This window comes from Microcella pacifica, from assembly GCF_009371975.2.
Taxonomy (GTDB): Bacteria; Actinomycetota; Actinomycetes; order Actinomycetales; family Microbacteriaceae; genus Microcella; species Microcella pacifica.
Genome location: NZ_VIKT02000007.1, coordinates 1 through 25,973, shown reverse-complemented (window position 1 = coordinate 25,973; position 25,973 = coordinate 1). Strand labels below are relative to the sequence as shown.

Genomic DNA, 25,973 nt, shown 5'->3' with positions numbered 1-25,973 from the left:
AGGTGCCTCTCGGCGCGCGGCTCTACGATGGGCCCATGACCACCGCGCCCTCCGCCGACGCGAGCGCCGCCCCCCGTTCTCTCTGGCTGGCCCCCGTCCTACGCGCCGTCCCCGCCCTCATCGTCGGGCTCAGCATCACCTTCATCGCCGACCACTCCGCGCTCATCGGGCTCATCATGCTCGGCGCTTTCGGCCTCGCCACGGCGGCCGTCCTCGTCCTCACCGACGTGCGCATGCGGCGGGGCGAGCCCCTCAAGCTCCTCCACCGCGGACTCGCGGTGATCACGGGTATCGCGGGCCTCCTCGCGCTCCTCGTCGTCGCGACCACCACGACCGCGGGGCTCGGCATGCTCGTGCTGCTCGTCGGCGGGTTCGCCGTGCTCGCGGGGGGCCTCGAACTCGTGTGGGGCATCCGTCACCGCGACCGCAGCGCGCTCGCCCGCGATGCCGTCGTGATCGGAGCGGGCACGCTCGCGCTCGCCGTCGTGCTCGCCTTCGTCGGCGACCCCGTGAGCGCCGTCGGCTTCTTCGGCGCCTACGCCGTCGTCCTCGGCGTCTTCCTCGTCATCGCGGGCTTGAGCGCGCGGTGGTCTACACAGCTGAAGGAGCACACCGCGTCATGACTGAACCCCGCCGGCGCGAGAAGCTGCGCCCCGCCGAACTCGTCGGCCTGGCCGCGCTCGTCGCCGTCTTCCTCGGCGGCGTGATCTTCCTCGTCACGCGCGACCTCGTGCTGTCGCTGCTGTTCTTCGGCGGCACCTTCGTGTTCGACCTCGTCGTGCTCGCGATGCTCATGCTTGCGGTCACGCCCAACAAGCCCGCCGACGGCGAGGCGCCGCCGGACACCCCGCACGACTAGAGCAGTCTCCGCAGCGAGGACTCCCGCGCGTCGCTACCCGCCTGCCGGCTCGATGTAGTCCACGAGCTGCGAGGCCAGGCCCACGTAGGTGGCGGGGCTCAGCGCGGTCAGTCGAGCCTTCGCCTCGGCGGGGATGTCGAGCCGCTCGATGAAGGCGCGCAGCTCATCGCCGCCGACGCGATGGCCGCGCGTGAGCTCCTTGAGCATCGCGTAGGGGTCGGCGATCGAGCTGCGCCCCGCGGTCACCTCGGCGCGGATGACGGTCTGGATGGCCTCGGCGAGAACCTCCCAGTTGCCCTCGAGATCGCGAGCCAGGGCATCCTCATCGATCGCGATCTCGCCGAGCCCCTTGAGAATGTTGTCGAGCGCGAGAACCGAGTGCCCGAGGGCGACGCCGATGTTGCGCTGCGTCGTCGAGTCGGTGAGGTCGCGCTGCAGGCGCGACGTGACGAGCGTCGTGGCGAGGGAGTCGAGCAGCGCCGCCGAGAGCTCGAGGTTCGCCTCGGCGTTCTCGAAGCGGATCGGGTTGATCTTGTGCGGCATCGTCGACGACCCGGTCGCACCCGGCTGCGGGATCTGCCGGAAGTAGCCCATCGAGATGTACGTCCACACGTCGGTGCACAGGTTGTGCAGCACGCGACCCGTGTGCGCGATGCGCTGGTAGAGCTGCGCCTGCCAGTCGTGAGACTCGATCTGGGTCGTGAGCGGGTTCCAGGTGAGGCCCAGCCCCGTGACGAAATCGCGGGATGCTCCGATCCAGTCGTGCTCGGGGTCCGCGGCCAGGTGCGCCGAGAACGTGCCGGTCGCACCGGAGAACTTGCCCAGGTACTCGACCTCGTCGACCGAGGCGAGCAGGCGCTCAAGGCGGTGGACGGTCACCGCGAGCTCCTTGCCCACGGTCGTCGGCGTCGCCGGTTGACCGTGCGTGTGGGCGAGCATGGGCGTCTCGCGCAGCGCGAGCGCGCGCTCGCGCAGCGCGGCGACGACCTCGCGGGCGCGGGGCATCCAGACGTCGCGCACGGCGGCGCGGATCGTGAGGGCGTAGGCGAGGTTGTTGACGTCTTCGCTCGTGCAGGCGAAGTGGGTGAGCTCGGCGATCTCGGTGAGCCCGAGGTCGGCGAGGCGGTCGCGCACGTAGTACTCGACAGCCTTGACGTCGTGCCGCGTGACGGCCTCTCGCCGCGCGAGGTCGTCGATCGCAGCGTCGTCGAAGTCGGTGACGATGTGGCGCAGCTGGCGCGCCTCGTCGGCGGTGAGTCGACGCGCCCCGAACAGCCCGTGGTCGGTGAGGTGGATGAGCCACTCGACTTCGACCTGGATGCGCGCCCGATTGAGGCCCGCCTCGGAGAGGTGCTCGCCGAGCCCCGCGACCTGCTCGCGGTAGCGGCCGTCGAGCGGGCTGAGGGGTTGGATGCTGAGCGGGCTCATGAGGCTCCCTGTCGAAGTCCGGGTTCGAGTTGGCGGAACAGCGCTTCGCACGCGCGTTCGATCATGCCGAGCACCGTGTCGAACATCGCGGCGTCGGAGTAGTAGGGGTCGGGCACGTCGAGCACGCCGCCGTTGTCGGGGTCGAAGCTCATGAGGAGGTGCACCTTCGACCGGGCCTCATCGCTCGGCGCCCAGTTCTTGAGGATGCGCTCCTGGCTGCGGTCGAAGGCGATCACGAGGTCGAGGTCGTCGAACCAGTCGACGTCGAACTGCCGCGCGCGGTGGCCGCGACCCTCGTAGCCGCGAGCCTGCAGCGAGGCGAGAGTGCGATCGTCGCTGTGCTCGCCGACGTGCCACTCCCCCGTGCCAGCGGAGCGCACGCTCACACGGTTCTGTAGTCCGCGCGCCTGGATGAGGGAGCGGAAGACCGATTCGGCCATGGGCGAGCGGCAGATGTTGCCCGTGCATACGAAGCAGATGCAGAACAGACCGGGCTCCCGCTGCACCCGGTCGAAGCTCATGCCCCCATTGTGTCCCAGTTCCCCCTCCTCCACACGCGGGCCCTGCCCGCCGTCGCCTCCCCATCGCTCGGGGTGGCGATCGTGGAGCGCACGTGCTCGGCACCATGGCGGGGCGCACCCGCGCTCGGCACCGGAAACCGGCAGGGAGGAGAGCCCGTGAGTGCCCTCGAGGCAGAGCTTCTGCGCGCACGATCGCGCATCATGGCCGACGTCGCGGCGAGCCTGCGCGAGCTCGTGCCCCGCCTCCCGCCCGGCGAGGTCGCGAGCGACTGGCGCGGGCCCGCGCAGCGCGCCTTCGAGGAGGCCCTCATGGTGCAGCTGGGGCGCGTGCGCCGGGTCGCGGCATCGTGCGAGGTCGCGAGCGACGCCCTGCTCGGTGCTGCCGGGCGCCTCGAGGCGGCCCCGTGACCGAGACGGCCTGGCCGCAGGAGGACAGGACGGGCAGAGCGCCGCACCCTCAGCCATCACTGACGACCGAGGATGCTCCGCTCATCATCCGCGGAGGCGGCACGACTGTCGTCGCGCCCGAGGCGCTTCTCGCGCGCCGTGATGCCCTGCGAGCGGCCTCCTCGGTCTGCAGCGATCAGGCCGTGCGCGTGCGGGGTGTGCGCTCGAGCGTCGACGCGAGCCTCGCGCTCGAGCTCGAGCAGGACGAGCACGCGCTGCTCGTCCTCGCGGAGGATCTGGCGTGGCTCGCCGCCGCGGTGCAGTCTGTGGCGGAGGTCGCCGGTCAGACCGAGCGCACCCTGGGCTCGTGGCTCGAGAGCCTCGCCGCGCACTATGCGTCTGCAGCGGGCTGGCTCGCAAGCCGCCTCGGGCTCGTGATCCTGCCCGGCGTGCTCACCGGTGCGGGCATGATCGCCGCGGGCTGGCGCTTGCTGCCCGAATCGCACCGCCAGGCGCTCGTCGCGACCGCCGTCGCCGCGGCCCCCGGGGGCGACCGCCCGCTCAGCGAACCGCAACTCGTCGAGGCGATGCGCTGGGTTCTCACGCTCGTCGACGACACCGCACTCGGCGCTGTCGGTGTTCCCCCGCCCCTGGTCGCCGCGCTGGGCGAGACCGGTCTCGGGCTCTCCGGCGTCTCCGGTGCGGCCACGGCCGTGCTCGGCCTCGCGACGCTCGCGGGGGTGCGCGGCACGGCGCCCGTGCGGGTCGAGCCCGTGCTCACCGATCTGCGCCGCTCGGGCGGTGCGACCGCCGACGGCGCTCCCGCGGGCACGGCGATCGCAGCGCCGGGCTCGGTCGCTGAGCGCGTGCACCGCATCCCCGACTCCAGCGCCCCCGTGCGCGTCGAGCGCTACGAAGGACCCGACGGGGCGCACTTCGAGGTCTACATCGCCGGCACCGACTCGACTGCGGTTCTCGGCGGCGCGCAGCCGTGGGACATGGCGAGCAACGTCGCCCTCGTCGCCGACCAGGACGCCTCCTCGCTGCAGGCGGTGCGCAGCGCCCTCGCGACGGCCGGCGCGACGGGCGATTCGAGCGTCGTGTTCACCGGCTACTCGCAGGGCGGCGCGATCGCGACGCGACTGGCCGAGTCGGGCGAGTGGACCACGGCCGGTCTCGTCACGGTCGGCTCGCCGAGCGGCGATCTGCCCGTGCTCGGCGACTATCCGGCGATCGTCATCGAGCACCGCGAAGACCTCGTGCCGGGGCTGTCGGGGGTGCGTCGCGAGACGGAGGCGCTCGTCGTGCAGAGCGAAGCGCTGCGTGCCGGCACCGCGAGCGCCGCGGGAGCGACGGGCGCCCTCGCCGCGCACGACCTCGACCGCTACCGCGCGACTGCTGAGCGCGTGGACGCCTCCACGATCGACGAGCTGCGCACCCGCGTCGATGCCCTGCCGGGTTCGGGCGGGGGCGGCGCGGAGGGGACCGTCCTGCGGTTCACGGCCACGCGCATCCCGCCGTCATGACCGCGAGGAACGCGAGCGCCGCCGGAGTCCCCGAGCTCCCGGCCCGCGGGCTCCGGGCGGGTCAGGCCAGCGTCAGCGCGAGCGCCCCACGATGGGCCGCAGCAGGATGCCGATGAGCCAGCTCAGCAGACCCAGCACGACCGCGCCGAGCACGCCCCACCAGAAGGTCTCGACCGTGAGCCCGAAGCCGATGAGGTCTGAGATCCACGCGACGAGCAGCAGCAGGAGGCCGTTCACGAGGAGCGCGATGAGCCCGAGCGTGAGGATGTAGAGGGGGAAGGCCACGATGCGGATGAGATTGCCGATGATGCCGTTGACGAGGCCGAAGATGAAGGCGACGAGCAGGAGCGTGAGTACGTAGGCGAGGGTGTCGCCCTGCGGGCCGTACGAGACCACCTCGACCCCCGTGACGATGAGGGTGGTGAGCCACAGGGCCACCGAGTTGATGAGCAGTCGCACGAGGAATCGCTTCATGACTCCACTATGCCCACCTGCGCCCCGCGCCCGCAATGAGCAGCGGGTGAACCGCGGGCGACGCGACGTAGGCTGAGGGCGTGACCGACGCCCGCACCGACGCCCCCACCGATGCCCTGTTCGAGGCCGCGCGCGCCGTGCGCCTGCGCCCCGAGATCGTGGCGCTGCCCGCCTACAAGCAGGGCAAGCCCGCCGCCGCCGACGCCTTCAAGCTCTCCTCGAACGAGAACCCCTTCCCGCCGCACCCCGCCGTGCTTGCCGCGATTCGCGACCTCGACATCAATCGATACCCGGATGCCTCGGCTCTCGCCGTGCGCGAGCGCCTCGCAGCGCGGCACGGCGTCACGACCGACGAGGTCGTCGTGGGCGCAGGCTCCGTCTCTGTGCTCTCGCAGCTCATCTCTGCCGCCGCCGGTGCCGGGGACGAGGTCGTGCACGCCTGGCGCAGCTTCGAGGCGTACCCGGGCCTCATCACGGTGGCAGGTGCGGTCGGCGTGCGCGTTCCACTCACCGAGGATGCCCGGCACGACCTGCCCGCGATGCGCGACGCGATCACCGACCGCTCGCGCGTGCTCATCATCTGCTCGCCCAACAATCCGACGGGCACCGTGGTCGGGGCGCAGGAGTTCGCCGAGCTCATGGCCGCCGTGCCGCCGAGCCTGCTCGTCGTGCTCGACGAGGCCTACGCCGAGTTCGTGCGCGATTCCAGCGCCGTCGACGGCGCCGCGCTGCTGCGCCGCTACCCGAACCTCGTCGTGCTGCGCACCTTCTCGAAGGCCTACGGCCTCGCGGGGCTGCGCGTGGGGTACGGCATCGGGCCGGTGCCGATCCTCGACGCCGCTCGCAGCGCGGCCATCCCCCTGAGCGTCACGGAGGCCGCGCAGCGCGCCGTGCTCGCGGCGCTCGAGGTGGAGGACGAGCTGCTGGCGAACGTGGGCGTGCTCGCCGCGCGGTGCGCGCGCGTGCAGGAGGCACTGCGCGAGCAGGGCTGGGCCGTGCCCGTGAGCCAGGGCAACTTCGTGTGGCTGCCGACGGGAGACGGAACATCCCGCATCGCGGAGGCGCTCGGCGCCGCCGGTCTCGTCGTGCGCGCCTTCCCGCCCGAGGGCATCCGCGTCTCCATCGGCGAGGAGGAGTCTGTCGCGACCCTCCTCAGAATCTGTGGCGAGGTTGTCCGCACCCTCTGACCGGGGCACCGCGTCGCGGGCCTAGAGTGGAATCCATGTCGTACACGGCCGACACCCTCCAGCTGCTGGCTCCCGACGGCCAGCGCGTCGCGAGCGACGCCACCGAGCAGTACCTTCCCTACGTCGACGCGCTCGGCGACGACCAGCTGCGCGAGTTCCACCGCGTCATGAGCGTCATGCGCCGCTTCGACGTCGAGGCGGGCAACCTGCAGCGCCAAGGCCAACTGGCCCTGTGGGTGCCGAGCATCGGCCAGGAGGCCGCGCAGGCCGGCTCGGGCTTCGCCGCGAAGGCCCAGGACCACCTCTTCCCCGCCTATCGCGAGCACACCGTCGGCTACATCCGCGGCCTGGACCCGGTGCGCATCATCGCCATGCTGCGCGGCCAGACGCACGGCGGCTGGGTGCCGGAGGAGACCGGCAACTTCCACCTCTACACGCTCGTGATCGGCTCGCAGGCGCTCCACGCGACCGGCTACGCGATGGGTGTCGCCTTCGACGGCAAGGTCGGCACGGGCGACCCCGACGTCGACACGGCCGTCATGGTCTACTTCGGCGATGGCGCGACGAGCCAGGGCGACGTGAACGAGGCCTACGTCTTCGCGCAGAGCTACCAGACGCCGCAGGTGTTCTTCCTGCAGAACAACCACTGGGCGATCTCGGTGCCCGTGCGGGTGCAGTCGCGCACACCGCTGTATCTTCGACCGCGCGGCTTCGGCATCGAGAGCGTGCAGATCGACGGCAACGACGTGCTCGCGAGCTACGCCGTGACCGCAGCCAACCTCGACGCGGCGCGCAGCGGCGCCGGGCCTCGGTTCATCGAGGCGCTCACCTACCGCATCGGGGCGCACACGACGAGCGACGACCCGAGCAAGTACCGCGACGAGGAGCAGTTCCGCTACTGGCAGGAGCGCGACCCGATCAGCCGCTTCGAGACCTACCTTCGGGCGCAGGGCGAGGGCGATGCCTTCTTCGCGAGCGTCGCCGAGGAGGCGGAGGACGTCGCCGCCGACGCGCGGGCTCGCACGCTCGCGCTCGAGCCGCCCGCCGCCGCGTCGATGTTCGCGCACGTGTACAGCGAGGCGCATCCCGTCATGGATGCTCAGCGCGAGTGGCTCGCCCAGTACGAGGCCTCGTTCGAGGGGGAGGCGTGATGGCGGAGGACGCAGCGACCGTGCAGACGCTCACGATGACGAAGGCCCTCACCGAGGGTCTCGCGGCCGCCATGGAGGCGGACGACAAGGTTCTGCTCATGGGAGAGGACATCGGGCCGCTCGGCGGGGTGTTCCGCGTGACGGAGGGCCTGCAGAAGCGGTTCGGCGCGCACCGCGTGCTCGACACCCCGCTCGCCGAGTCGGGCATCGTGGGCACGGCGATCGGCCTCGCGATGCGCGGCTACCGCCCCGTCTGCGAGATCCAGTTCGACGGCTTCATCTTCCCCGGCTTCGACCAGATCACGACGCAGCTCGCGAAGCTCACGGCGCGGCACGAGGGAGCCCTGCAGCTGCCCATCGTCATTCGCGTTCCCTACGGCGGCCACATCGGCGCCGTGGAGCACCACCAGGAGAGCCCCGAAGCCTACTTCGCGCACACCCCCGGCTTGCGGCTCGTGAGCCCCGCGACGCCCCACGACGCGTACTGGATGATCCAGGAGGCCATCGCGAGCCCCGACCCGGTCATGTTCTTCGAGCCGAAGAGCCGCTACTGGCCCAAGGGCGAGGTCGACTTCTCCGACGCGGGCGCGCCCCTGCACGCCTCGCGCGTCGTGCGCGTCGGCACCGACATCACGGTCGTCGGGCACGGCGCGATCGTGAGCATGCTGCTCGACGCGGCGGCGCTCGCCGAGGAGGAGGGCACGAGCATCGAGGTCGTCGACCTGCGGTCGCTCTCCCCCATCGACTACGCCCCGCTGCTCGAGTCGGTGCGCCGCACGGGCCGCCTGGTCGTCGCGCAGGAGGCGCCGGGCTCGGTGAGCATCGGCTCGGAGATCGCGGCGACCGTGACCGAGCAGGCCTTCTACTCGCTCGAGGCGCCTGTGCTGCGCGTGAGCGGATACGACACCCCCTTCCCGCCGGCGAAGCTCGAGGGCGCGTACCTGCCCGACGTCGATCGCATCCTGCATGCCGTCGACCGCGCGCTCGCCTACTAGCCTGATCACGAGTCCGCGCACCGAAGCCGCGTCGAACCCCCTGGAGGCACCGTGAGCGTTTCAGAGTTTCCGCTCCCCGACGTCGGGGAGGGCCTGACCGAGGCGGAGATCGTCTCCTGGCACGTCAAGCCGGGCGACACGGTGACCGTCAACCAGGTGCTCGTCGAGATCGAGACGGCGAAGTCTCTCGTCGAGCTGCCCTCGCCGTTCACCGGCACGGTCGAGTCGCTCCTCGTCGACGAGGGGCAGACCGTCGAGGTCGGCACGGCGATCATCACGGTGCGGGGGGCGCAGGGCGAGGGGGATGCTCCCGCAGCGCCCGCGGACGACGCGAGCGCAGCATCCGTCGCCGACACCGCCTCGACCATCGATCGCGAGGCAGACGAGAAGCCCGGCGCCGTGCTCGTGGGCTACGGCACGAAGGGTGCTGTCGCCTCCCGCCGCCGCCGCAGCGGAGCACCCGCTCCGGCGACGGCGTCCGCCCCGCCCGCGCAGGATGCACCGCCCCGCCCGCGCTCCGTGCCCGCCTCGGACGCCGCGCCGGTCATCGCGAAGCCGCCGATCAGGAAGCTCGCGAAAGACCTCGATGTCGACCTCGCCGAGGTGCCGGCCACGGGCCTCGCGGGCGAGGTCACGCGTGACGACGTCATCCGCCACGCGCAGCAGGCGAGCGTCTTCCGCAACATTCAGACGCCCGAGTGGCCGAGCGACCGCGAGGATCGCATTCCCGTCAAGGGCGTGCGCAAGGCGATCGCCGCGGGCATGGTCAAGAGCGCGTTCAGCGCACCGCACGTGAGCGTTTTCGTCGACGTCGATGCGACGCGCACGATGGAGTTCGTGGCGCGGCTCAAGGCCAGCCCCGACTTCGCGGGCATCAAGGTCTCGCCGCTGCTCGTCATGGCGAAGGCGATGATGTGGGCGGTGCGCCGCAACCCCACCGTGAACTCGACGTGGACCGACACCGAGATCATCGTGCACCACTTCGTGAACTTCGGCTTCGCCGCGGCGACGCCCCGCGGGCTCGTCGTGCCGAACATCAAGAACGCGCAGGATCTCACGTTGCGCGAGCTCGCCCAGTCGATCGAGCAGATGACGCTCACGGCGCGCGACGGCAAGCTGCAGCCCGCCGACATGGCCGACGGCACGATCACGATCACCAACATCGGCGTCTTCGGCATGGACACCGGTACCCCCATCCTCAACCCGGGTGAGGTCGCGATCGTCGCGCTCGGCACGATCAAGAAGAAGCCGTGGGTCGTCGACGGCGAGGTGCGCCCGCGCTTCGTGACGACGCTCGGGGCGAGCTTCGACCACCGCGTGGTCGACGGGGATGTCGCGAGCCGCTTCCTCGCCGACGTCGCGAGCATCATCGAGGAGCCGGCGCTGCTGCTCGACTAGCTCGTGCTCGACGAGCGGGCGAGCGGCTCGAGGATCACGAGCGGAATCTGCCGCCTCGTCTTGCGCTGGTACTCGGCGTAGCCGCGATAGGCGCGCACCACCTCGGGCCACAGTCGCTCGCGTTCGGCCTCGTCGGCGATGCGCGCGAGCATGGGGCGAGCCTCCTTGCCCGGCGAGCCGACGCGCACGTTCGGGTCGTCGACGAGGTTCAGGTACCAGGCCGGATGCGCGTCGTCGCCCCCGCGGGAGGCCACGACCACGAACGTGTTGCCGGTGCGCGCGGCGATGGTCAGCAACGTCGTGCGCTCGGCGCCGGTGCGGCGGCCGCGCGTCGTCAGTTCGATGACGGGCATCGCGCCGAGCCTGGAGCCGAGGCGCCCGCCCGTCAGGCGCAGGAGCGCGCGGTGCAGTCCGGTCAGGGAGAGCATGAGCCGGCGGTTGGACATGCCCGAACGCTAGCTGCGCACCCTGAGGCAGCGCCCAGACGAATATCGCACAACCCTATTGAGAATGGTTTTGACAACCGTTCTCGATAAGCCCTACTCTCTTCCCATGACCTCTTCCGCCCGTTCCCTTCCCGCCCTCCTCACGAGCGGCATCGTCGCGGTCGCCCTCGCCGGCTGTGCGAGCCCCGCCCCCGCGGACGACGCCGAAGGCCTCTCCGTCGTCGCCTCCACGAACGTGTACGGCGACATCGCGCAGTCGCTCGCGGGGGACCTCGCGACCGTCACGAGCATCATCGAGAGCGCCGCGATCGACCCGCACAGCTACGAGGCGAGTGCGCAAGACCAGCTGGCGATCGCCAACGCCGACATCGTCATCGAGAACGGCGGCGGCTACGACCCCTTCGTCGACGTGCTCGTCGACGGCTCCGGCTCGAGCGCGATCGTCATCTCCGCCGTCGAGGCGAGCGGACTCCTCGAGGAGGACCACGCCGAGGAAGCTCACGGTGACGAGGACCACGCCGAGGAGGAGCACGCGGGCGAGGACCACAGCGACGACCACGCCGGCGACGACCACGCCGACGATCACGCCGACGACCACGGCCACATCGAGGGCCTCAACGAGCACGTCTGGTACGACGTGCACAGCATCGCGCACGTGGCCGAGGCCATCACCGAGGCGCTCGTGGAGACGGACGCCGACAACGCGGCCTCCTACGAGAGCAACCTCGCCGCCTTCCTGACTGACCTCGAGTCCCTCGAGGCCGACATGGAGGCGCTCGCCGGCTTCCTCGGGGGCGGCACCGTCGCCGCGACGGAGCCCGTGCCCGTGTACCTGCTGGCCGAGCTCGGCTTCGAGGACGGCACGCCCGAGGAGTTCTCCGAGGCGATCGAGGAGGGTGCCGACGTACCCCCGCTCGCGCTCCAGCAGACCCTCGACCTCATCGACTCGGGAGACGTGCGCTTGCTCGCCTACAACGAGCAGACCGAGAGCCCGGAGACCCAGCGCGTGCGCGACGCCGCGGAGGCTGCGGGCATCGCGGTGGTCTCGTTCGTCGAAACCCTCCCGGAGGGGGAAGACTACGTGTCATGGATGCGCGCGAACGTCGAGGCCGTGGAGTCGGCGCTGACGGCCGCGTGACACCCGACACTCTCGGCTCCGAACGCCCCGCCCCGGTTCTCAGCATCCGCGGTGGGGCTCTCGGCTTCGGCGGCCGCGGGCTGTGGAGCGGGCTCGACCTCGACATCGCGCCCGGCGAGTTCCTCGCCGTCCTCGGCGCGAACGGCTCGGGCAAGACGAGCCTGCTGCGCGCGATGCTCGGGCAGCAGCGGCTCGACGCGGGCGAGGTGCTCGTGGCCGGGCATCCCGCTCGTCGTGGCGCACGCCGCGTCGGCTACATTCCCCAGCAGAAGATCGTGCCGCCGGGCACTCCCCTGCGCGGCCGCGACCTGGTCATGCTGGGCGTCAACGGTCACCGCTGGGGTCCGCCGATCGCGACGCGCGCCGACCACGATCGCGTGGATGCCCTGCTCACCGCGGTCGGAGCCGACGCCTATGCCGACCGACCCCTCGGCACTCTCTCGGGCGGCGAGCAGCAGCGCCTGCGGGTCGCCCAGTCTCTCGCCGACGACCCGGTGCTGCTGTTGTGCGATGAGCCGCTCATGAGCCTCGACCTGCACCACCAGCGCGAGGTGAGCGAGCTCATCGACGCGCGTCGGCGCGACCACGGCACAGCCGTCGTCTTCGTCACCCACGATGTGAACCCCGTGCTCGGCATGGTCGACCGCATCCTGTACCTCGCCCAGGGCCGCTTCACGATCGGCACTCCCGACGAGGTGCTGCGCGACGACGTGCTGAGCGGCCTGTACGGCACGAGCGTCGAGGTCATCCGTTCGCGGGGCCGTGTCATCGTCGTGGGCGTGCCCGACGGCGACCACCACCACGAGGTGATCGCATGATCACGGTCGACTGGGAGACGTACGTGCAGCTGCTCGCGCTCGTGCAGAACTCGATCATCGCCGCCGCCGTCCTCGGCATCCTCGGCGGGCTCATCGGCGTCTTCGTCATGCAGCGCGACATGGCGTTCGCGGTGCACGGCATCAGCGAGCTCTCCTTCGCAGGCGCTGCCGCTGCCCTCCTTCTGGGCCTCAACGTCGTCGCGGGCTCCCTCGTCGGCTCCCTCGTCGCCGCCGCGCTCATCGGACTCCTCGGCGCGCGGGCGCGCGACCGCAACTCGATCATCGGCGTGCTCATGCCCTTCGGGCTCGGGCTCGGCATCCTCTTCCTCGCCCTCTACCCGGGGCGCAGCGGCAACAAGTTCGGGCTGCTCACGGGCCAGATCATCAGCGTCGACATCCCGCAGCTCGGACTGCTCATCACGATCAGCGTGCTCGTGCTCCTCGTGCTGATCGTCGTGTGGCGCCCTCTCACGTTCGACAGCCTCGATCCCGAGGTCGCCCACGCTCGCGGGGTGCCGGGGCGCCCGCTCTCCTTCATCTTCATGGTGCTCCTGGGCCTCGCAGTCGCCGTCTCGGTGCAGGTCATCGGGGCGCTCCTCGTGCTCGCCCTGCTCGTGACGCCGGCCGCCGCCGCTCTGCGCGTCTCTAGCTCCCCCGTGCTCGTGCCCGTGCTCAGCATGGTCTTCGGCTTCGTCTCGGCCGTGGGGGGCATCCTGCTCGCGATCGGCGGCTCGCTCCCCATCAGCCCCTACATCACGACCATCTCGTTCGCGATCTACGTCGTGTGCCGCATCGTCGGCTCCCGTCGCCTCTCGGCGACCTCGCGCCGCCTGTCAGCACCGTCGCGGCGTACGCTGGAGGCGACATGAAGCGGAACACGTGGCAGCGCGAGGCAGTACGCACGGCCCTCTCGACGGCCGAGGGTTTCGTGAGCGCTCAAGCCCTGCACGGCTCGCTGCGCGATTCGGGCTCGACGATCGGCCTCGCCACCGTCTACCGGGCGCTCACCGACCTCACGGAGGAGGGCGAAGCCGACTCGCTGCAGCAGGAGGGCGAGGCGCTCTACCGCGCGTGCACGCCGGGCAGCCACCACCACCACCTCATCTGCCGCCGCTGCGGCATGACGGTCGAGATCGAGGCCGCCGCGGTCGAGTCGTGGGCGCGCGGCGTCGCGACCGAGCACGGCTTCACGGCGGCCGAGCACGTCGTGGATGTCTTCGGCCTGTGCCCGCAGTGCACCGCGGATGCCCGGCAGCAGTAGCCGCGCCCCCGAGCGCCCCGGCCTCCGCGTTGCGACACGGGCCCTGCAGGACGTAAGCTAGGCGATTGTGCCGAGCGGACATCCGCTCGTCCTTGTGCGCACTGTTCCCCGGTCACCCGCTACACGACCGGAACCGGTTCAGATCTGCGTGCCGACAAGTGACCTTGGGTGCGGCGTTCGCCGCACGGTAGCCCAGAAGAAAAGAGGAGCCATGGCAGCCGTCTGCCAGGTGACCGGAGCCGTTCCCGGTTTCGGACACAACATCTCGCACTCGCACCGCCGCACCAAGCGCCGGTTCGACCCGAACATCCAGAAGAAGACGTACTTCGTGCCGTCGCTTCGCCGTAACGTCACGCTGACCCTGTCGGCGAAGGGCATCAAGGTGATCGACGCGCGCGGCATCGAGTCCGTCGTCAAGGACCTCATCGCCCGCGGGGAGAAGATCTAGTGGCCAAGCAGCAGGACGTCCGTCCCATCATCAAGCTTCGGTCGACCGCCGGCACCGGGTACACCTACGTGACCCGCAAGAACCGTCGCAACGACCCCGACCGCCTCGTGCTCAAGAAGTACGACCCGGTCATCCGCAAGCACGTCGAATTCCGCGAGGAGCGCTAAGTCATGGCGAAGAAGAGCAAAATCGCGCGCAACGAGCAGCGCAAGATCGTCGTGGAGCGCTACGCCGCGAAGCGACTCGAGCTGAAGAAGGCCCTCGTCGACCCGAACGGCACCGACGAGTCCCGCGAGGCCGCGCGCAAGGGTCTGCAGAAGCTGCCCCGCAACGCGTCCCCCGTCCGCGTCCGCTCGCGCGACGCGATCGACGGCCGCCCGCGCGGTGTCCTCACCAAGTACGGCATCTCGCGCGTCCGCTTCCGGGATATGGCTCACCGTGGTGAGTTGCCCGGAATCACCAAGTCAAGCTGGTAGCGTCAAGGCGGCTCGACAGCACACACTGCTGGAGAGTCGTCTCCAGCACAACTGAGGTCCGAGGAGGACACCATGAACCGTTCCGAGCTCGTCGCCGCAGTGGCCGCTGAGTCCGGCCTGAGCCAGGCTGACGTCAACCGCACCGTCGACGCCCTGTTCTCGGTCGTCTCCGGCGCCGTCGCCAGTGGCACCAAGGTCTCGATCCCCGGGTGGATCGCTTTCGAGCGCACCCACCGCTCGGCGCGCCAGGGCCGCAACCCCCAGACGGGTGAGACGATCCAGATCGCCGCGTCCTACGGCGTGAAGGTCAGCGCCGGCAGCAAGCTCAAGGCCGCTGCCAAGTAGGGTTCACCCCCGTACCTGACGATCAGGCGGCTCCGCGCATCGCGCGGGGCCGCCTTTTTTGTGTGGGCGCAGTCTGTGGCCAGCGGTGCCGGGCGGCTCACGACGGCGAGACGGGATGCTCGGCTCGCCTCGTCCTCAGCGGCGTCGTCTAGCCTCGAGGAGAGTAGGAAGGCCGCCCGCATGACGACGTCGCCACCCGCGACCCGCACGACGCAGAGTGCTGCCGCGCGCCGCGCCCCCGGCGGCCCCGGTTCGGGCCCTGTCGAGCGCGAGGGCCTCCCGTGGGGAGTGCTCGCCATCGTCGCCCTCGGCGCCGCCGCTCTCCTCGCCCTCCTCGTCTCCCTCGTCGTCGGTGGGGCCGCCGAGGCTCCCCTCGTGCTCGACCCCGGACCGGTCGTGCGCTACGGACTGCCGATCGCGAAGCTCGCGACGACGCTCGGCGCTTCCGCCGCGATCGGCGCGCTCCTCCTGTCACTCCTCGCGCTCGCGCGCGACACGCCCGCCTACGATCGCGCACTCGACGTGGCGGCGGCGGGCGCGGCCCTGTGGGCACTCGGGGCCGGCGCCACGGGGTTCTTCATCTTCCTCAGCGTCTTCCTCGAGCCGATCACGCTCGACGACCGCTTCGGCCAGCTGCTCGCCTCATTCTTCACCGAGCGCGAGCTCGGGCAGGCGTGGCTCGCGACCGCGCTCATGGCGGCCGTCGTCACGGTGCTGTGCTTCGCCGTGCGCTCGCCCGCGCTCCTGGCCGGTGTGCTCGTGCTCGCCGTCGCCGCCGTGTGGCCGGTCGCGCAGACGGGGCACGCGGGCGGCACGGCCGACCACGACGCGGCGGTCACGGCCGTGTACCTGCACAGCGTCTTCGCGGCCGTCTGGGTTGGGGGCCTGCTCACTCTCGTGCTCGCGCGCCGCGCTCTCGGCGATCGACTCGGCGCTGTGCTCGCGCGCTACTCGACCCTCGCCCTCATTGCCTTCATCGTCGTCGCGGTCTCCGGGCTCGTGAGCGCGCAGATCCGCGTCGGCACGCTCGAGGGTCTCGCAACGCCGTACGGCGCGCTCCTCATCGCCAAGGTCGTCTCGCTCGTCGCACTCGGGGCGTTCGGCGCCGCCTACCGCGGCGTGCTCATCGCTCGCGTGCAGCGCGCGGTCCGGCCCCGAGCATCCCTGTGGGCGATCGTCGTCGCCGAGCTCGTCGTCATGGGCGCGGCCTCCGGCATCGCCACGGCGCTCGCGCGCACCGCGCCTCCCGTCGAGGAGGTACCCGCCGAGGAACTCGCCGACCCGACGCCCGCCGAGCTGCTCACGGGCTCGCCCCTGCCGCCGCCGTTCGAGCCGTGGCGACTCGCGACGGAGTGGGATCTCAACCTGCTGTGGGCGCTCCTCGCCGTCTTCGGCGCCTTCTTCTATTTGGCCGGCGCGTGGCGACTCCACCGGCGTGGCGACCGCTGGCCCGTGCACCGCACGATCCTGTGGGTCGCGGGCATGGCGATGCTGTTCGCGGTGACGAGCGGAGGGTTCGCCGTCTACGAGCCGTACCTGTTCAGCGTGCACATGCTCGGGCACATGCTGCTGAGCATGGCGATTCCCGTGCTGCTCGTGCTCGCCGCGCCCGTGACTCTCGCGGCGCGCGCGATCCACGCGCGCACCGACGGGTCGAGGGGGCCGCGGGAGTGGATTCTCGCGATCGTCCACTCGCGCTTCGCCGGTGTCGTCGGGCACCCCCTCGTCGCAGCCGTCGTGTTCGCCGTGTCGCTCCTCGCGTTCTACTACTCGCCCCTGTTCTCGTGGGCTGTGACCGATCATGTGGGGCACCAGTGGATGATCCTGCACTTCCTGCTGAGCGGCTTCCTCTTCGTCAATGCGCTCATCGGCATCGACCCCGCCCCCTCTCGGCCGCCGTACCCGATCCGGTTGCTCATCCTCATGGCGACCATGGCGTTCCACGCCTTCTTCGGACTCTTCCTGCTCACGGGCACGGGCCTCCTGCTGCCGGAGTGGTACGGAGCGATGGGCCGCGAGTGGGGTCAGGCGCCGCTCGCCGACCAGCAGACCGGCGGTGGCATCGCGTGGAGCGTCGGCGAGATTCCGACCCTCGCGCTCGCGCTGCTCGTCATGCTGTCGTGGAGCCGATCCGACAGTCGCGAGTCGAAGCGGCGCGACCGGCAGGCGGAGCGCGACGGCGACGCCGAGCTGCATGCCTACAACGACATGCTCGCGCAACGCGCCGATCGCACCCGTTCCTAGGCTCGACGCCTCCTAGCAGCGCATCATCTAGCTGCGCGGCGGGGCGATCGTCAGCCGGGGCATGCCGTCTCGCATGACCACCTCGCCCGTGATTGTGGCCGTGAGGGTCGTGTCGACATCGGAGATGCGCCCGTCGAACAAGCGCTGCACCGTCACGCGCAGGCCCACCTCGGCGAGAGCACGCACCTCCCACGTGCCGGGAGTCGACGATGCGGTGAGAGACACGACCGGGTCGCTCACGAGCTCCCACTGCGGCAGCCCGAGCACGCGGTCGTCGATCGCTCGGCCGAAGGGGCAGCCGGCCGGCTGCAGGACCTCCTGCTCGACGCAGTCGGCGAGGAACGCCTCGACCTCCTGCAGCACGCCGCGCTCGAGCCGCGCGGTCGGCTCGGCCTCGAGCACGACGACGCGGGGCGCGGCACCGGTGAGGCGCACGCTCACCGACCGACCGTCGACGTAGGGGTCGGCGATGCCGATCTCGAGCCGCGCGGGCACGAACCCGGTGACGCGGGCGGTCTCGCCCGCGGCGGCAGCGGCGAGGCGCTCGTCGTTGATGAGGAACTCGTCGTGCTGGTCCACGCCGACCTCGAGGCTGCGCACGGGAGGGGTCGTGAAGCTCCACTGCGGGATGATGCCGAGCAGGGGCTCGGCGGGGGCGAGGGTGAGGATGACGGTGGCCGCATCCGTGGGGCCCCCGTACTCCGCGATGATGGCGACCCGGTCGTCTCCGCGCTCGATGCGGCCGAGCACGGCGAGCACGGCGGGCTCGCCGGCGTCGCCGACCGGGGTGGGCGACCCCTCGGGGAGTCCGGCGAGGCGCGAGGCGGTCACGAGGTCATCGGCCGCGAGCGCCTGCAGATAACGCTCGACGTGTGCCTCCGGCGTGGCCGTGGCGCCGATGACGAGGGCGAGCAGGCCCGCGCCCGCTGCGGCCACTGCCGCCACCGCTCCTCCCCAGACCAGGGGTGCCCGCTTCATGCCCTCAGCCTACGGTTCGTGCAGCAGCTCGCCGGATACAGTGGAGGCTCCCGAACGCAGGCAGGAGCGTCATGGCGGCACCCGACGCGGTAGCGGACGGCGCGAGGCGCTCGCCCGACGGCACCACGCTGAGCCCCGAGCAGTCCGCCGTGCTCGAGCTCATTGAGTCGACGCGCGACCACGTCTTCGTCACGGGCCGCGCGGGCACCGGCAAGTCGACCCTGCTCGAGACCTACCTGACGACGACGGACCGCACGGCGATCGTGTGCGCGCCGACGGGGGTCGCCGCACTGAACGTGGGCGGGCAGACGATCCACTCACTCTTCCGACTGCCCATCGGGCTCATCGCGGATCACGACCTCGACGATCCGCCGGAGCTGCGCCGGCTGCTCGCGAGCGTCGACACCGTCGTCATCGACGAGGTCTCGATGGTGAGCGCCGACCTCATGGACGCGATCGACCGTCGCCTGCGCCAGTCGCGCGCCCGTCGCCACGAGCCCTTCGGCGGGGCTCAGGTCGTGCTCTTCGGCGACCCGTACCAGCTCCCCCCCGTGCCGGGCCGCGATGAGGGAGAGCGCGCCTACTACGCCGACCACTACCGCTCGATGTGGTTCTTCGATGCGGCCGTGTGGCAGTACACGGATCTGCGCATCGTCGAGCTGCAGACCATCCACCGTCAGCAGGACGCCGACTTTCGCGCCATGCTCACCGCCGTGCGCCACGGCACCGTCACGCCCGAGATCGGGCGCGCCCTCAACGAGGCCGGCTCGCGCCCCGCACCCGAGGAGGGCGTGCTGACCCTCGCGACGACGAACGCGACCGTCACGCGCATCAATCGGGATGCCCTGCGCCGCCTGCCCGGAGACTCCAAGACCGCCCGTGCCGAGATCATCGGCGAGTTCGGCGGGGCGGGCGGCTACCCGGCGGACGAGCAGCTCGAGCTCAAGGTGGGAGCGCAGGTGATGTTCCTGCGCAACGACACGAGCGGCGACGGGCCGCCGCGGTGGGTGAACGGCACGCTCGGCACGGTCGAGAGCATCGGTCGCACGGTGCGCGTCGAAGTCGACGGCGAGAGCCACGAGGTGCTGCCGGCGACGTGGGAGAAGTACAAGTACACCTACTCCTCGGCGAAGAAGTCGGTGAGCAAGGACGTCATCGCCGAGTTCACGCAGTTTCCCCTGCGTCTCGCGTGGGCGGTCACGATCCACAAATCGCAGGGCTCCACCTACGACCAGGCGATCGTCGACCTCGGCCCGCGCGCGTTCGCTCCCGGCCAGACCTACGTGGCGCTCAGCCGCATCCGATCGCTCGAGGGGCTGCACCTCACGCGCCCGCTGCGCCCGAGCGACATCATCGTCGACGACAACGTGCGCCGCTTCATGGCCGACGTCGAGCCCCTCATAGGTCGAGCGGTGGACGGCCCCGCCGCGTAGCGGTGACCCGTGCGCGGACTCTCGCGCCTAGGGCTCGTAGCCGACGTGCCCGCTGTGGTCGCCGAAGACGATGCGCTGCTCGGTCCCGATCCCGGGGTCGGCGACGGCGGGAGCGGGTGTCACCACCGGCCCGAGCGCGAGGGCGATCGCCGAGGCGACGACGACGGCGCTCGCCGTGATGGTCGCAGCGGCGAAGGGCCGGGGCGGAGCATCCCCCCGATGCTCACGCCCCCGCCTCGCCACGATGGCCGCAACGATCGCTCCCGACAGCGACATAAGTGCGACGCTCGCGATCGGCAGGCCTGCGGCCGCTCCCCCGAGCGGCGGCAGGTCCGCCGTCACGATCACCACCAGCGCGACTCCCCACAGCAGCGCCGGCACAGCCAGAACACCGGCGACGATGCGTGCGGTGCTCCTGGACATGGTGACCTCCCCTAACATCCGTCATTCGGTGCCCCCGCGGAATCGGTTTGCCCGCAGCGTACTGAGCCGCAGGAGCGGCGGCGCAGCCAGAAGCAAACACAAAGGGGATGACGGGAATCGAACCCCGCAGACGCGGTGAGCGTCTGCGCGTCGAGCAGTGTGCCGAGATGACTGTCGGCGGGTCAGAGGGGATGACGGGAATCGAACCCGCGCTATCAGCTTGGGAAGCTGAAGTTCTACCATTGAACTACATCCCCGAAGGGCCTTATTTCTTGATTTATCAGGCCTCTTGCAGTGTTCAGCTTACCCGGGTCGTGCCATCTCTCAAGGCACGCCGGTGGCACGGGATCAGCGAAGCGCAGTTGCCTGCTCAGGGGTTCGGCGCTGTTCGCGCTAAACGTGTTCCGTATGCGCTGAACGCTGAAGCCTCGTCGCGCTAAACAGCGAGGCCTGCGCTAAACGCGGAAGGCCCGGAGCGGGCCTTCTTCGAGGGCGGGCGCGCTAAACACCCCGCGCCAGAGAAGACCAAGGTGGTGACTCCGGCTCCTACGGCGTATCAGTACTTGGAGCACCGTGCTCCAAGAACAGGAGCACACCGTGCCCAATAACGAGCGCGACCGCATCGAACACCCGCCCACCGTCTCCTCCAAACCCGGCGAGCCATTGAGGCAGGACCAGGTGTCGACGTCGCGTGAATACTGACCCGGTGGCGACGGGTGAATGTTGACCCCTCCGACACTCTTGGAGGGTGATTTCAGTGGAAGATTGGGCGGAGATCCGCCGACTGCATAAGGCCGAGGGCATGCCGATCAAGGCGATCGTGCGGTATCTCGGGGTCGCTCGGAACACGGTGCGTGCGGCGTTGGCGTCCGAGGGGCCGCCGTCGTATCAGCGGCCCTCGAGGGGGTCGCTGGTTGATGCCGTGGAGCCGGAGGTGCGGAAGCTGCTGATGGTGGACGCGAAGATGCCGGCGACGGTGATCGCGGAGCGGATCGGGTGGGAACACTCGATCACGATCCTCAAGGACCGGCTGCGGCAGATCCGTCCAGAGTATGTCGGTGTCGATCCGGCCGACCGGCTCGTGCACGAGCCCGGCGTCGCGGCGCAGATGGACCTGTGGTTCCCTGAGCCGCGGATCCCGGTCGGGTTCGGGCAGGCGGCAATGTTGCCGGTTCTGGTGATGACGCTCACGTTTTCTCGGTTCCTCACCGCGGTGATGTTGCCCTCGCGTCAGGCCGGGGATCTGCTAGCGGGAATGTGGCAGCTGATCTCGCAGGTCGGCGCGGTGTCCAAGACGCTGGTCTGGGACCGGGAGGCCGCGATCGGTGGGAAGGGGAAGGTCACCGCGGCGGCAGCCGCGTTCGCGGGGACCCTCGCGACCCGGATCGTGTTGGCTCCGCCGCGGGATCCGGAGTTCAAGGGCATGACCTGTGGCTTCGTTCGCTTGGTGGCGGGGTTTTTGCAGCGCTCCGTGGCGGTCTTGTTGCCGCGATCACGCAGGACTGGCTGCAGGTAGGTGTCGCGGTCTGAACCGAGAGGGGTGCGCCCGGTCGGGGCCGTTTGGATCGCTGCCGCTACGTCAGAGTCCGAAGGCTCCGCCGCTGACGAGGATCACGATGCCGAGGCCGATGAGAACGATGGGGAAGAGGATGTGCTCCCAGCGTTCGAGCACTTCGGCGATCGGGGGGCGGGTGGCGACGAACTTTGCCAGGGCCACCAGGACCGCGACGAGCGCGAGGAAGACGATGCAGTAGGCGACTACTGCGAGAGGTTCCACGCTGAGGAAGACAGGGGTGTAGACGCCGATGTTGTCGCCGCCGTTGGCAAGGGTGACGCCTGCGACTGTCCACACGCCGACCTTCTTGCCGGCAACCTTGGCCTCGTCGTCATCGTCGTCATCGTCTCCGCGCCAGGCCTGCCATGCGGCCCAGAGGCCGAGGCCCAGAGGGATGAGACCGAAGTACGGGATGGCTGCCGAGGGCAGGAATGCTCCGGCACCGATGGTCACCAGGACCGCGGCACCGAGGATGCCTGCGAATCCGAGGTACTGGCCAGCCAGAATGCGGGCGGTAGTGCCGCGCTGGCCTGCCCCTCGCGCGAAGAAGAGGGAGAGCACGATGATGTCGTCGATGTTGGTCGCTGCGAACAGGCCCATCGCCTGCAAGACCGAGGTGAGGATCATGCGCCCTCCCCAGCTGCGTCGCATCCGGGAAGCGAGCAGGCGGGATCGATGCACGGGGCGTCTTCGTCCACTGCCAGGGTGGCATCGACCAGTGCCGTCAGCGCCTGCGCCAGGTGCGAATCGGCGATCTCATATCGTGTCCGACGGCCCTCGGGCTCGGAGACGACGATCCCGCAATCGCGCAGGCATGCCAGGTGGTTGGACACGTTCGGGCGTGTCAGGTCCAGATCTCGGGCCAGTTCCGCCGGGTAAGCGGGATGGTCGAGCAGGGTCAAGATGATCCGGGATCGAGTGGGGTCGGCCAGTGCACGACCCAGGCGGTTCATCACGTCGAGACGCGAAGCAATAGTCAGCATGGACTGAACTATACAGCGCGCACTGAACACTCGGTCACAGGCGTCAGCCCAGATTGCATGCCCGTAAGGGGAACCCTCACCGGACACCACCGCTACTTATCGAGAGGAACGACGGCACGCCTGGCGGGCTGTCCCTGTGGCTTTTGCCAAATGATGGCGGTGTTCTTTCGGCTTTCCATGGCGGTGCCGCCGGTCGGTCCGCTGTGCTATAAGCCGAACCACCGACGTTGCCTTCGGTCGTGCACGGAATTCGGTCGCGGACCGAATCGACGATGATTTTCTTCATTGCAGGAATAGCCCGCTTTGATGTAGGGGTTGTTGTTCACAGGAAGCGCTATACCCCGGGGGGTAACGTTTTTCCTGTAAAGACCAATGCTTGCCCCGGCCGCTCGTGCATGTTGAGGAGAAGGAACTTATGGATGTGGTTGTGATTGATACTCCTCAGCTTGGAGACCGCTCGTATCTCGTGCATGACGGGGAGGTGGCGTTGGTCGTCGATCCTCAACGTGATACGGACCGGATTGAGCAAGCTGCGGCGGATGCTGGTGTGAGAATCACGCACGTCGCGGAAACCCATTTGCACAATGACTACCTGACCGGCGGTTTGGTGCTGGCACGAAGCCAGAATGCTGTCTACCTCGTCAACGCAGCGGATGAAGTTCAGTTTGAGCATCAGCCAATCACGGACGGCGAGACAATCCCGGTCGGCTCTCTGCGGGTGACGGCGGTCGCGACCCCCGGACACACCCACACTCATTTGTCCTACATCGTCACAGCAGGGGAAGAGCAGGCGGTATTTTCCGGCGGCAGCCTGCTCTACGGATCGGTGGGCCGCACCGATCTGGTCAGCGCCGATGACACCGTTGCGCTCACCCACGACCAATACGCCTCGGCACGCCGCCTGGCCCAGGAGGCCGCGGGTGAGGCCGCACTGTACCCGACACATGGCTTCGGATCCTTCTGCTCCTCCGGGCCCTCCACGGGCGCGTCCGCCTCCACGGTGGCCGAGCAGATCGAAGCCAATCATGCTCTCACCGATCCTGACGAAGAGCACTTCGTGCGGGAATTGATCGCGAACCTTACTGCATACCCTTCGTACTATGCCCACATGAGCCCGGCCAACACGCAGGGCCCCGGTCCGGCGGAGCTGACTCTTCCCGAGTCACTGGATCCGGATGAGCTTAGTCGTCGTCTGGATGACGACGAATGGGTGGTCGATCTCCGCAATCGGGTCGCTTTTGCCAGCACTCATCTGGAGGGCACGGTGAGCTTCGAATACGGCGACGGCTCGAATTTCACCACCTATCTTGGCTGGATTTTGCCGTGGGATAAAAAGCTCACTCTCGTCGGCGCCCGAGAAGATGTGGAGAACGCGATCCGCGATCTTTCCCGCATCGGCATCGATTCTCCGGACACCGCCATTGGCACCGATCCGGCCTCTCTGGCACCCATGGCCGGTGTCACCTCCTACCCGCGTGTCGATTGGCAAGGCATGCTCGCCGGTCGGCCGGAGGAGGAGACGATCCTCGATGTGCGCCGCACCGACGAATACGATGCCGCGCACATCCCCGGAGCCGTGAACATCCCGTTGCATGAACTGCTGGCCAGGATCGGGGAGGTCCCCGCCGGCCGGCTCTGGGTGCACTGCGGATCCGGTTACCGCGCGGGCATCGCAGCCAGCCTGCTGCAACGAGGCGGCAAGGATCCTGTGCATATTGATGCCCTGTTCGCCGACGCTGCCTCGGCGGGCGTCGCCCTCATCAAAGGTTGAGCGTCCTCCATCTCACGCTCTGCTCGCGTTCATTCGCAGAGCGAACTTCAAGGCGAAAGGGAAACGCATGTGTAGGGCTGTTACGTGTAAGAAGTGCGGGAAAACAACGTGGGCAGGATGCGGGCAGCACGTTGACCAGGTCATGCGGGGCGTTGCGAGTGCTCAACGATGCCGCGGCCATGAAAACGAACCGTCTGCCAAGGGTGGTTTCTTCGCCCGGCTCTTTTCCGGCCGCTAACCCCAACCCGACGAAAGGCACAACATGAACCAGCCGGCGACAATGACCATTTCCGGGGCAACCGCCGCAGAAAATCAGCGGAAGGTGCTCAACCGGTTGCGCCGGGCACAGGGCCAGCTCGGCGCCGTGATCGCGGCCGTCGAATCGGGAGGGCAATGCCGGGACGTCGTCATCCAACTGGCCGCCGTCTCAAAAGCCCTCGACCGTGCCGGATTCACTATTGTGTCCTCGGCGATGCAACGCTGTATCGCCTCGCCTGATGACCCGGCCGAGCCCCTGACCGTTGATGAGCTCGAAAAACTGTTTCTTACCCTGGCGTAGCTGATCGCATGCCAAAGGAACATTTCCTGATTCATGCTTTCGGCGAAACTCGTCCGCTCTTTCGGCGGTATTGCGAGTTGGTCTGTAAAAACGGCATGGCGGCAGCTGGAGTCGACACTTTCGGGCTGAGCCCTGGCATCGACGTTATGCCCTCCGCCGTTGCTTACCTCGGGCAGCGGCCAATGGGAGAGATGGGCATATGTGCGCCCCTAGCTAAAACTCACCGAAAGGAAGACGCCTCATGATTGAGGGCTTGTCGATTAACGGTCTTTGGCCAGCCGGCTTACTTGTGGCAGTCGCAGTGGTGCTGTTGACTATTCTGGCTGTGCGGTTCGTCGGCGGCGGCGGATCAAAGTGGCACGGCCCAAGTCACCACGACGATCGTTCACAAGGCCGCGATCACCCGACCGATCCTGGGCACGCGCTCGAGGATGCGGATACCCGAGCCGAGTTGCCGATCAAGACTTCACACCCCATAAGGGGCAAGAACGAGAACCGGGTGCTCAGCAGGCCCACGCCTGCTTCGGCTTCGGCTTCGGCTCCGGCCAGCACGATGGCGGTGCTCCCGCAAAACCACCATCCGACTGGTGAGCCCAAGCAAAATCAAGGAAAGGCGAACGTATCATGATGAACGGGATCGGGATGGGTGGCGGATGGCTGTTCGGGGTGCTCATCGCCGCCGGGATCGTTCTGCTGATCATTCTTTTGGTTCGCTCCCTCGGAGGTGGCGTGAAGCGCGACCGCCGCGACGAGCAGAACATGCCAAGGCAAAGTAGCAGCGCCCGACAGCTGCTCGATGAGCGGTATGCCCGAGGGGATCTGACGACGGAGGAATATCAGGAACGAATCCGTGTTCTCGGTGACGGAACCTGATGGAGCCCATAAGCCGACGACACGCCCTGATCCTCGGTGGTCTCGGAACAGTCAGCATCGTCGCCGGCGGCGCCGGACTTTTCTGGACCGAAAATACCGGGTTTGTCCCATCGGCAGCCCAACGCTTCACCGAACCTATGGCCCTGCGCAGTGTCAACGGCGCCCTGCAACTCAAACTGGCTCATCCCAATCGGGGGTGTAGGAGTTGGGGTCTGAAGCCGCCGGTCTCGAGCAGGCTTCGGGCGATGTAGTTGGTCAGGTTGCGGAACCCGAGTGCGGAGCCGCGCAGGTGTTCG

Annotated in this window: 30 protein-coding genes, 1 tRNA gene and 1 pseudogene; 23 read left to right on the top strand and 9 right to left on the bottom strand. The window is 69.2% G+C overall.

Features of this window, described 5'->3' with window-relative positions:
• Window positions 1-35 precede the first annotated feature (35 nt).
• On the top strand, window positions 36-623 hold the full coding sequence (locus FK219_RS05495) for a hypothetical protein (RefSeq protein ID WP_152583299.1): 588 nt from the start codon (window positions 36-38) through the stop codon (window positions 621-623).
• Entirely contained in the window at window positions 620-859 is a 240-nt protein-coding gene (locus FK219_RS05490; RefSeq protein WP_152583298.1) for a hypothetical protein, read from the top strand. Before FK219_RS05495 ends, FK219_RS05490 begins: the two co-directional genes overlap by 4 nt.
• Before the next feature lie 33 nt (window positions 860-892).
• On the opposite strand, the gene purB is transcribed toward FK219_RS05490, so the two are convergent.
• Together purB and FK219_RS05480 are read right to left on the bottom strand one after the other, a co-directional pair.
• Window positions 893-2,287, bottom strand: coding sequence for an adenylosuccinate lyase (purB, locus tag FK219_RS05485; protein ID WP_152583297.1), 1,395 nt, complete (start codon window positions 2,285-2,287; stop codon window positions 893-895).
• The gene (locus FK219_RS05480) at window positions 2,284-2,808 is read right to left on the bottom strand and encodes a low molecular weight protein-tyrosine-phosphatase (RefSeq protein WP_152583296.1); all 525 of its coding nucleotides are present in this window, start codon (window positions 2,806-2,808) and stop codon (window positions 2,284-2,286) included. Before FK219_RS05480 ends, purB begins: the two co-directional genes overlap by 4 nt.
• Before the next feature lie 156 nt (window positions 2,809-2,964).
• Here FK219_RS05480 and FK219_RS05475 point away from each other — a divergent pair, with 156 nt between their 5' ends.
• Both FK219_RS05475 and FK219_RS05470 read left to right on the top strand, forming a co-directional pair.
• On the top strand, window positions 2,965-3,216 hold the full coding sequence (locus tag FK219_RS05475) for a hypothetical protein (RefSeq protein WP_152583295.1): 252 nt from the start codon (window positions 2,965-2,967) through the stop codon (window positions 3,214-3,216).
• Window positions 3,213-4,721 (top strand): alpha/beta hydrolase family protein, encoded by a 1,509-nt coding sequence (locus tag FK219_RS05470; protein ID WP_152583294.1) that lies wholly within the window; start codon window positions 3,213-3,215, stop codon window positions 4,719-4,721. The genes FK219_RS05475 and FK219_RS05470 overlap by 4 nt, the downstream gene beginning before the upstream one ends.
• A gap of 72 nt (window positions 4,722-4,793) precedes the next feature.
• Here the strand turns inward: FK219_RS05470 and FK219_RS05465 are convergent, their stop codons facing one another.
• A complete protein-coding gene (locus tag FK219_RS05465; RefSeq protein WP_152583293.1) occupies window positions 4,794-5,195 on the bottom strand; it encodes a phage holin family protein in 402 nt (133 codons plus the stop codon).
• A gap of 80 nt (window positions 5,196-5,275) precedes the next feature.
• Here FK219_RS05465 and FK219_RS05460 point away from each other — a divergent pair, with 80 nt between their 5' ends.
• From FK219_RS05460 to FK219_RS05445, 4 genes are read left to right on the top strand one after another with little or no spacing between them, the layout of a single operon-like run.
• Entirely contained in the window at window positions 5,276-6,382 is a 1,107-nt protein-coding gene (locus FK219_RS05460; RefSeq protein WP_407941884.1) for a histidinol-phosphate transaminase, read from the top strand.
• A 35-nt stretch (window positions 6,383-6,417) separates the two neighbouring features.
• Window positions 6,418-7,533: a thiamine pyrophosphate-dependent enzyme gene (locus FK219_RS05455; protein WP_152583292.1), complete on the top strand. Its 1,116-nt coding sequence runs from the start codon at window positions 6,418-6,420 to the stop codon at window positions 7,531-7,533.
• On the top strand, window positions 7,533-8,528 hold the full coding sequence (locus FK219_RS05450) for an alpha-ketoacid dehydrogenase subunit beta (RefSeq protein WP_152583291.1): 996 nt from the start codon (window positions 7,533-7,535) through the stop codon (window positions 8,526-8,528). The genes FK219_RS05455 and FK219_RS05450 overlap by 1 nt, the downstream gene beginning before the upstream one ends.
• 51 nt (window positions 8,529-8,579) lie before the next feature.
• On the top strand, window positions 8,580-9,926 hold the full coding sequence (locus tag FK219_RS05445) for a dihydrolipoamide acetyltransferase family protein (protein WP_152583290.1): 1,347 nt from the start codon (window positions 8,580-8,582) through the stop codon (window positions 9,924-9,926).
• Here the strand turns inward: FK219_RS05445 and FK219_RS05440 are convergent.
• Window positions 9,923-10,372, bottom strand: coding sequence for a nitroreductase/quinone reductase family protein (locus FK219_RS05440; protein ID WP_152583289.1), 450 nt, complete (start codon window positions 10,370-10,372; stop codon window positions 9,923-9,925). The two genes, FK219_RS05445 and FK219_RS05440, sit on opposite strands and share 4 nt — an antisense overlap.
• Before the next feature lie 106 nt (window positions 10,373-10,478).
• On the opposite strand from FK219_RS05440, the gene FK219_RS05435 reads away from it, so the two are divergent.
• The 9 genes from FK219_RS05435 (at window position 10,479) to FK219_RS05395 (ending at window position 17,102) form a co-directional block, all read left to right on the top strand.
• The gene (locus FK219_RS05435; protein WP_152583288.1) at window positions 10,479-11,510 is read left to right on the top strand and encodes a metal ABC transporter solute-binding protein, Zn/Mn family; all 1,032 of its coding nucleotides are present in this window, start codon (window positions 10,479-10,481) and stop codon (window positions 11,508-11,510) included.
• The gene (locus tag FK219_RS05430; RefSeq protein WP_152583287.1) at window positions 11,459-12,328 is read left to right on the top strand and encodes a metal ABC transporter ATP-binding protein; all 870 of its coding nucleotides are present in this window, start codon (window positions 11,459-11,461) and stop codon (window positions 12,326-12,328) included. The genes FK219_RS05435 and FK219_RS05430 overlap by 52 nt, the downstream gene beginning before the upstream one ends.
• A complete protein-coding gene (locus FK219_RS05425; RefSeq protein ID WP_152583286.1) occupies window positions 12,325-13,197 on the top strand; it encodes a metal ABC transporter permease in 873 nt (290 codons plus the stop codon). The genes FK219_RS05430 and FK219_RS05425 overlap by 4 nt, the downstream gene beginning before the upstream one ends.
• Window positions 13,194-13,589, top strand: coding sequence for a Fur family transcriptional regulator (locus FK219_RS05420; RefSeq protein ID WP_152583285.1), 396 nt, complete (start codon window positions 13,194-13,196; stop codon window positions 13,587-13,589). Before FK219_RS05425 ends, FK219_RS05420 begins: the two co-directional genes overlap by 4 nt.
• A 211-nt stretch (window positions 13,590-13,800) precedes the next feature.
• Window positions 13,801-14,037, top strand: a complete 237-nt coding sequence (gene rpmB, locus FK219_RS05415; RefSeq protein WP_152583284.1) for a 50S ribosomal protein L28 — start codon at window positions 13,801-13,803, stop codon at window positions 14,035-14,037.
• Window positions 14,037-14,204 carry a 50S ribosomal protein L33 gene (gene rpmG, locus FK219_RS05410; protein ID WP_055857761.1) on the top strand — a complete coding sequence of 56 codons (168 nt, stop codon included), beginning with the start codon at window positions 14,037-14,039 and terminating at the stop codon, window positions 14,202-14,204. The genes rpmB and rpmG overlap by 1 nt, the downstream gene beginning before the upstream one ends.
• Before the next feature lie 3 nt (window positions 14,205-14,207).
• Window positions 14,208-14,513, top strand: coding sequence for a 30S ribosomal protein S14 (gene rpsN / locus FK219_RS05405; protein WP_100823748.1), 306 nt, complete (start codon window positions 14,208-14,210; stop codon window positions 14,511-14,513).
• 72 nt (window positions 14,514-14,585) lie between these two features.
• Window positions 14,586-14,858, top strand: coding sequence for an HU family DNA-binding protein (locus tag FK219_RS05400; protein ID WP_152583283.1), 273 nt, complete (start codon window positions 14,586-14,588; stop codon window positions 14,856-14,858).
• Between the two features lie 180 nt (window positions 14,859-15,038).
• On the top strand, window positions 15,039-17,102 hold the full coding sequence (locus FK219_RS05395; protein WP_165638060.1) for a cytochrome c oxidase assembly protein: 2,064 nt from the start codon (window positions 15,039-15,041) through the stop codon (window positions 17,100-17,102).
• Window positions 17,103-17,129: 27 nt separating this feature from the next.
• Here FK219_RS05395 and FK219_RS05390 read toward each other — a convergent pair whose 3' ends face one another.
• Complete coding sequence (locus FK219_RS05390) at window positions 17,130-18,080, bottom strand: hypothetical protein (protein ID WP_152583282.1); 951 nt, start codon at window positions 18,078-18,080, stop codon at window positions 17,130-17,132.
• 71 nt (window positions 18,081-18,151) lie between these two features.
• On the opposite strand from FK219_RS05390, the gene FK219_RS05385 reads away from it, so the two are divergent.
• Window positions 18,152-19,513 (top strand): ATP-dependent DNA helicase, encoded by a 1,362-nt coding sequence (locus FK219_RS05385; RefSeq protein ID WP_152583281.1) that lies wholly within the window; start codon window positions 18,152-18,154, stop codon window positions 19,511-19,513.
• Window positions 19,514-19,540: 27 nt separating this feature from the next.
• Here the strand turns inward: FK219_RS05385 and FK219_RS05380 are convergent, their stop codons facing one another.
• Both FK219_RS05380 and FK219_RS05375 read right to left on the bottom strand, forming a co-directional pair.
• Window positions 19,541-19,936, bottom strand: a complete 396-nt coding sequence (locus FK219_RS05380) for a hypothetical protein (RefSeq protein WP_152583280.1) — start codon at window positions 19,934-19,936, stop codon at window positions 19,541-19,543.
• Window positions 19,937-20,122: 186 nt separating this feature from the next.
• A tRNA-Gly gene (locus tag FK219_RS05375) sits at window positions 20,123-20,193 on the bottom strand.
• A 491-nt stretch (window positions 20,194-20,684) separates the two neighbouring features.
• On the opposite strand from FK219_RS05375, the pseudogene FK219_RS14240 reads away from it, so the two are divergent.
• A pseudogene (locus FK219_RS14240) lies at window positions 20,685-20,993 on the top strand (helix-turn-helix domain-containing protein); the annotation flags it as partial.
• A 522-nt stretch (window positions 20,994-21,515) separates the two neighbouring features.
• Here the strand turns inward: FK219_RS14240 and FK219_RS05365 are convergent.
• Window positions 21,516-22,118, bottom strand: coding sequence for a cadmium resistance transporter (locus tag FK219_RS05365; protein WP_016997609.1), 603 nt, complete (start codon window positions 22,116-22,118; stop codon window positions 21,516-21,518).
• Window positions 22,115-22,474, bottom strand: a complete 360-nt coding sequence (cmtR, locus tag FK219_RS05360; protein ID WP_006590980.1) for a Cd(II)/Pb(II)-sensing metalloregulatory transcriptional regulator CmtR — start codon at window positions 22,472-22,474, stop codon at window positions 22,115-22,117. Before cmtR ends, FK219_RS05365 begins: the two co-directional genes overlap by 4 nt.
• A 415-nt stretch (window positions 22,475-22,889) precedes the next feature.
• Here cmtR and FK219_RS05355 point away from each other — a divergent pair, with 415 nt between their 5' ends.
• From FK219_RS05355 to FK219_RS05340, 4 genes are all read left to right on the top strand, one after another.
• The gene (locus tag FK219_RS05355; protein ID WP_152583279.1) at window positions 22,890-24,245 is read left to right on the top strand and encodes an MBL fold metallo-hydrolase; all 1,356 of its coding nucleotides are present in this window, start codon (window positions 22,890-22,892) and stop codon (window positions 24,243-24,245) included.
• A gap of 262 nt (window positions 24,246-24,507) precedes the next feature.
• On the top strand, window positions 24,508-24,804 hold the full coding sequence (locus FK219_RS05350) for a metal-sensitive transcriptional regulator (RefSeq protein WP_235923775.1): 297 nt from the start codon (window positions 24,508-24,510) through the stop codon (window positions 24,802-24,804).
• Window positions 24,805-25,045: 241 nt separating this feature from the next.
• Window positions 25,046-25,432, top strand: coding sequence for a hypothetical protein (locus FK219_RS05345; protein WP_152583277.1), 387 nt, complete (start codon window positions 25,046-25,048; stop codon window positions 25,430-25,432).
• Complete coding sequence (locus FK219_RS05340; RefSeq protein WP_152583276.1) at window positions 25,429-25,677, top strand: SHOCT domain-containing protein; 249 nt, start codon at window positions 25,429-25,431, stop codon at window positions 25,675-25,677. Before FK219_RS05345 ends, FK219_RS05340 begins: the two co-directional genes overlap by 4 nt.
• The last annotated feature ends 296 nt before the right edge of the window (window positions 25,678-25,973 follow it).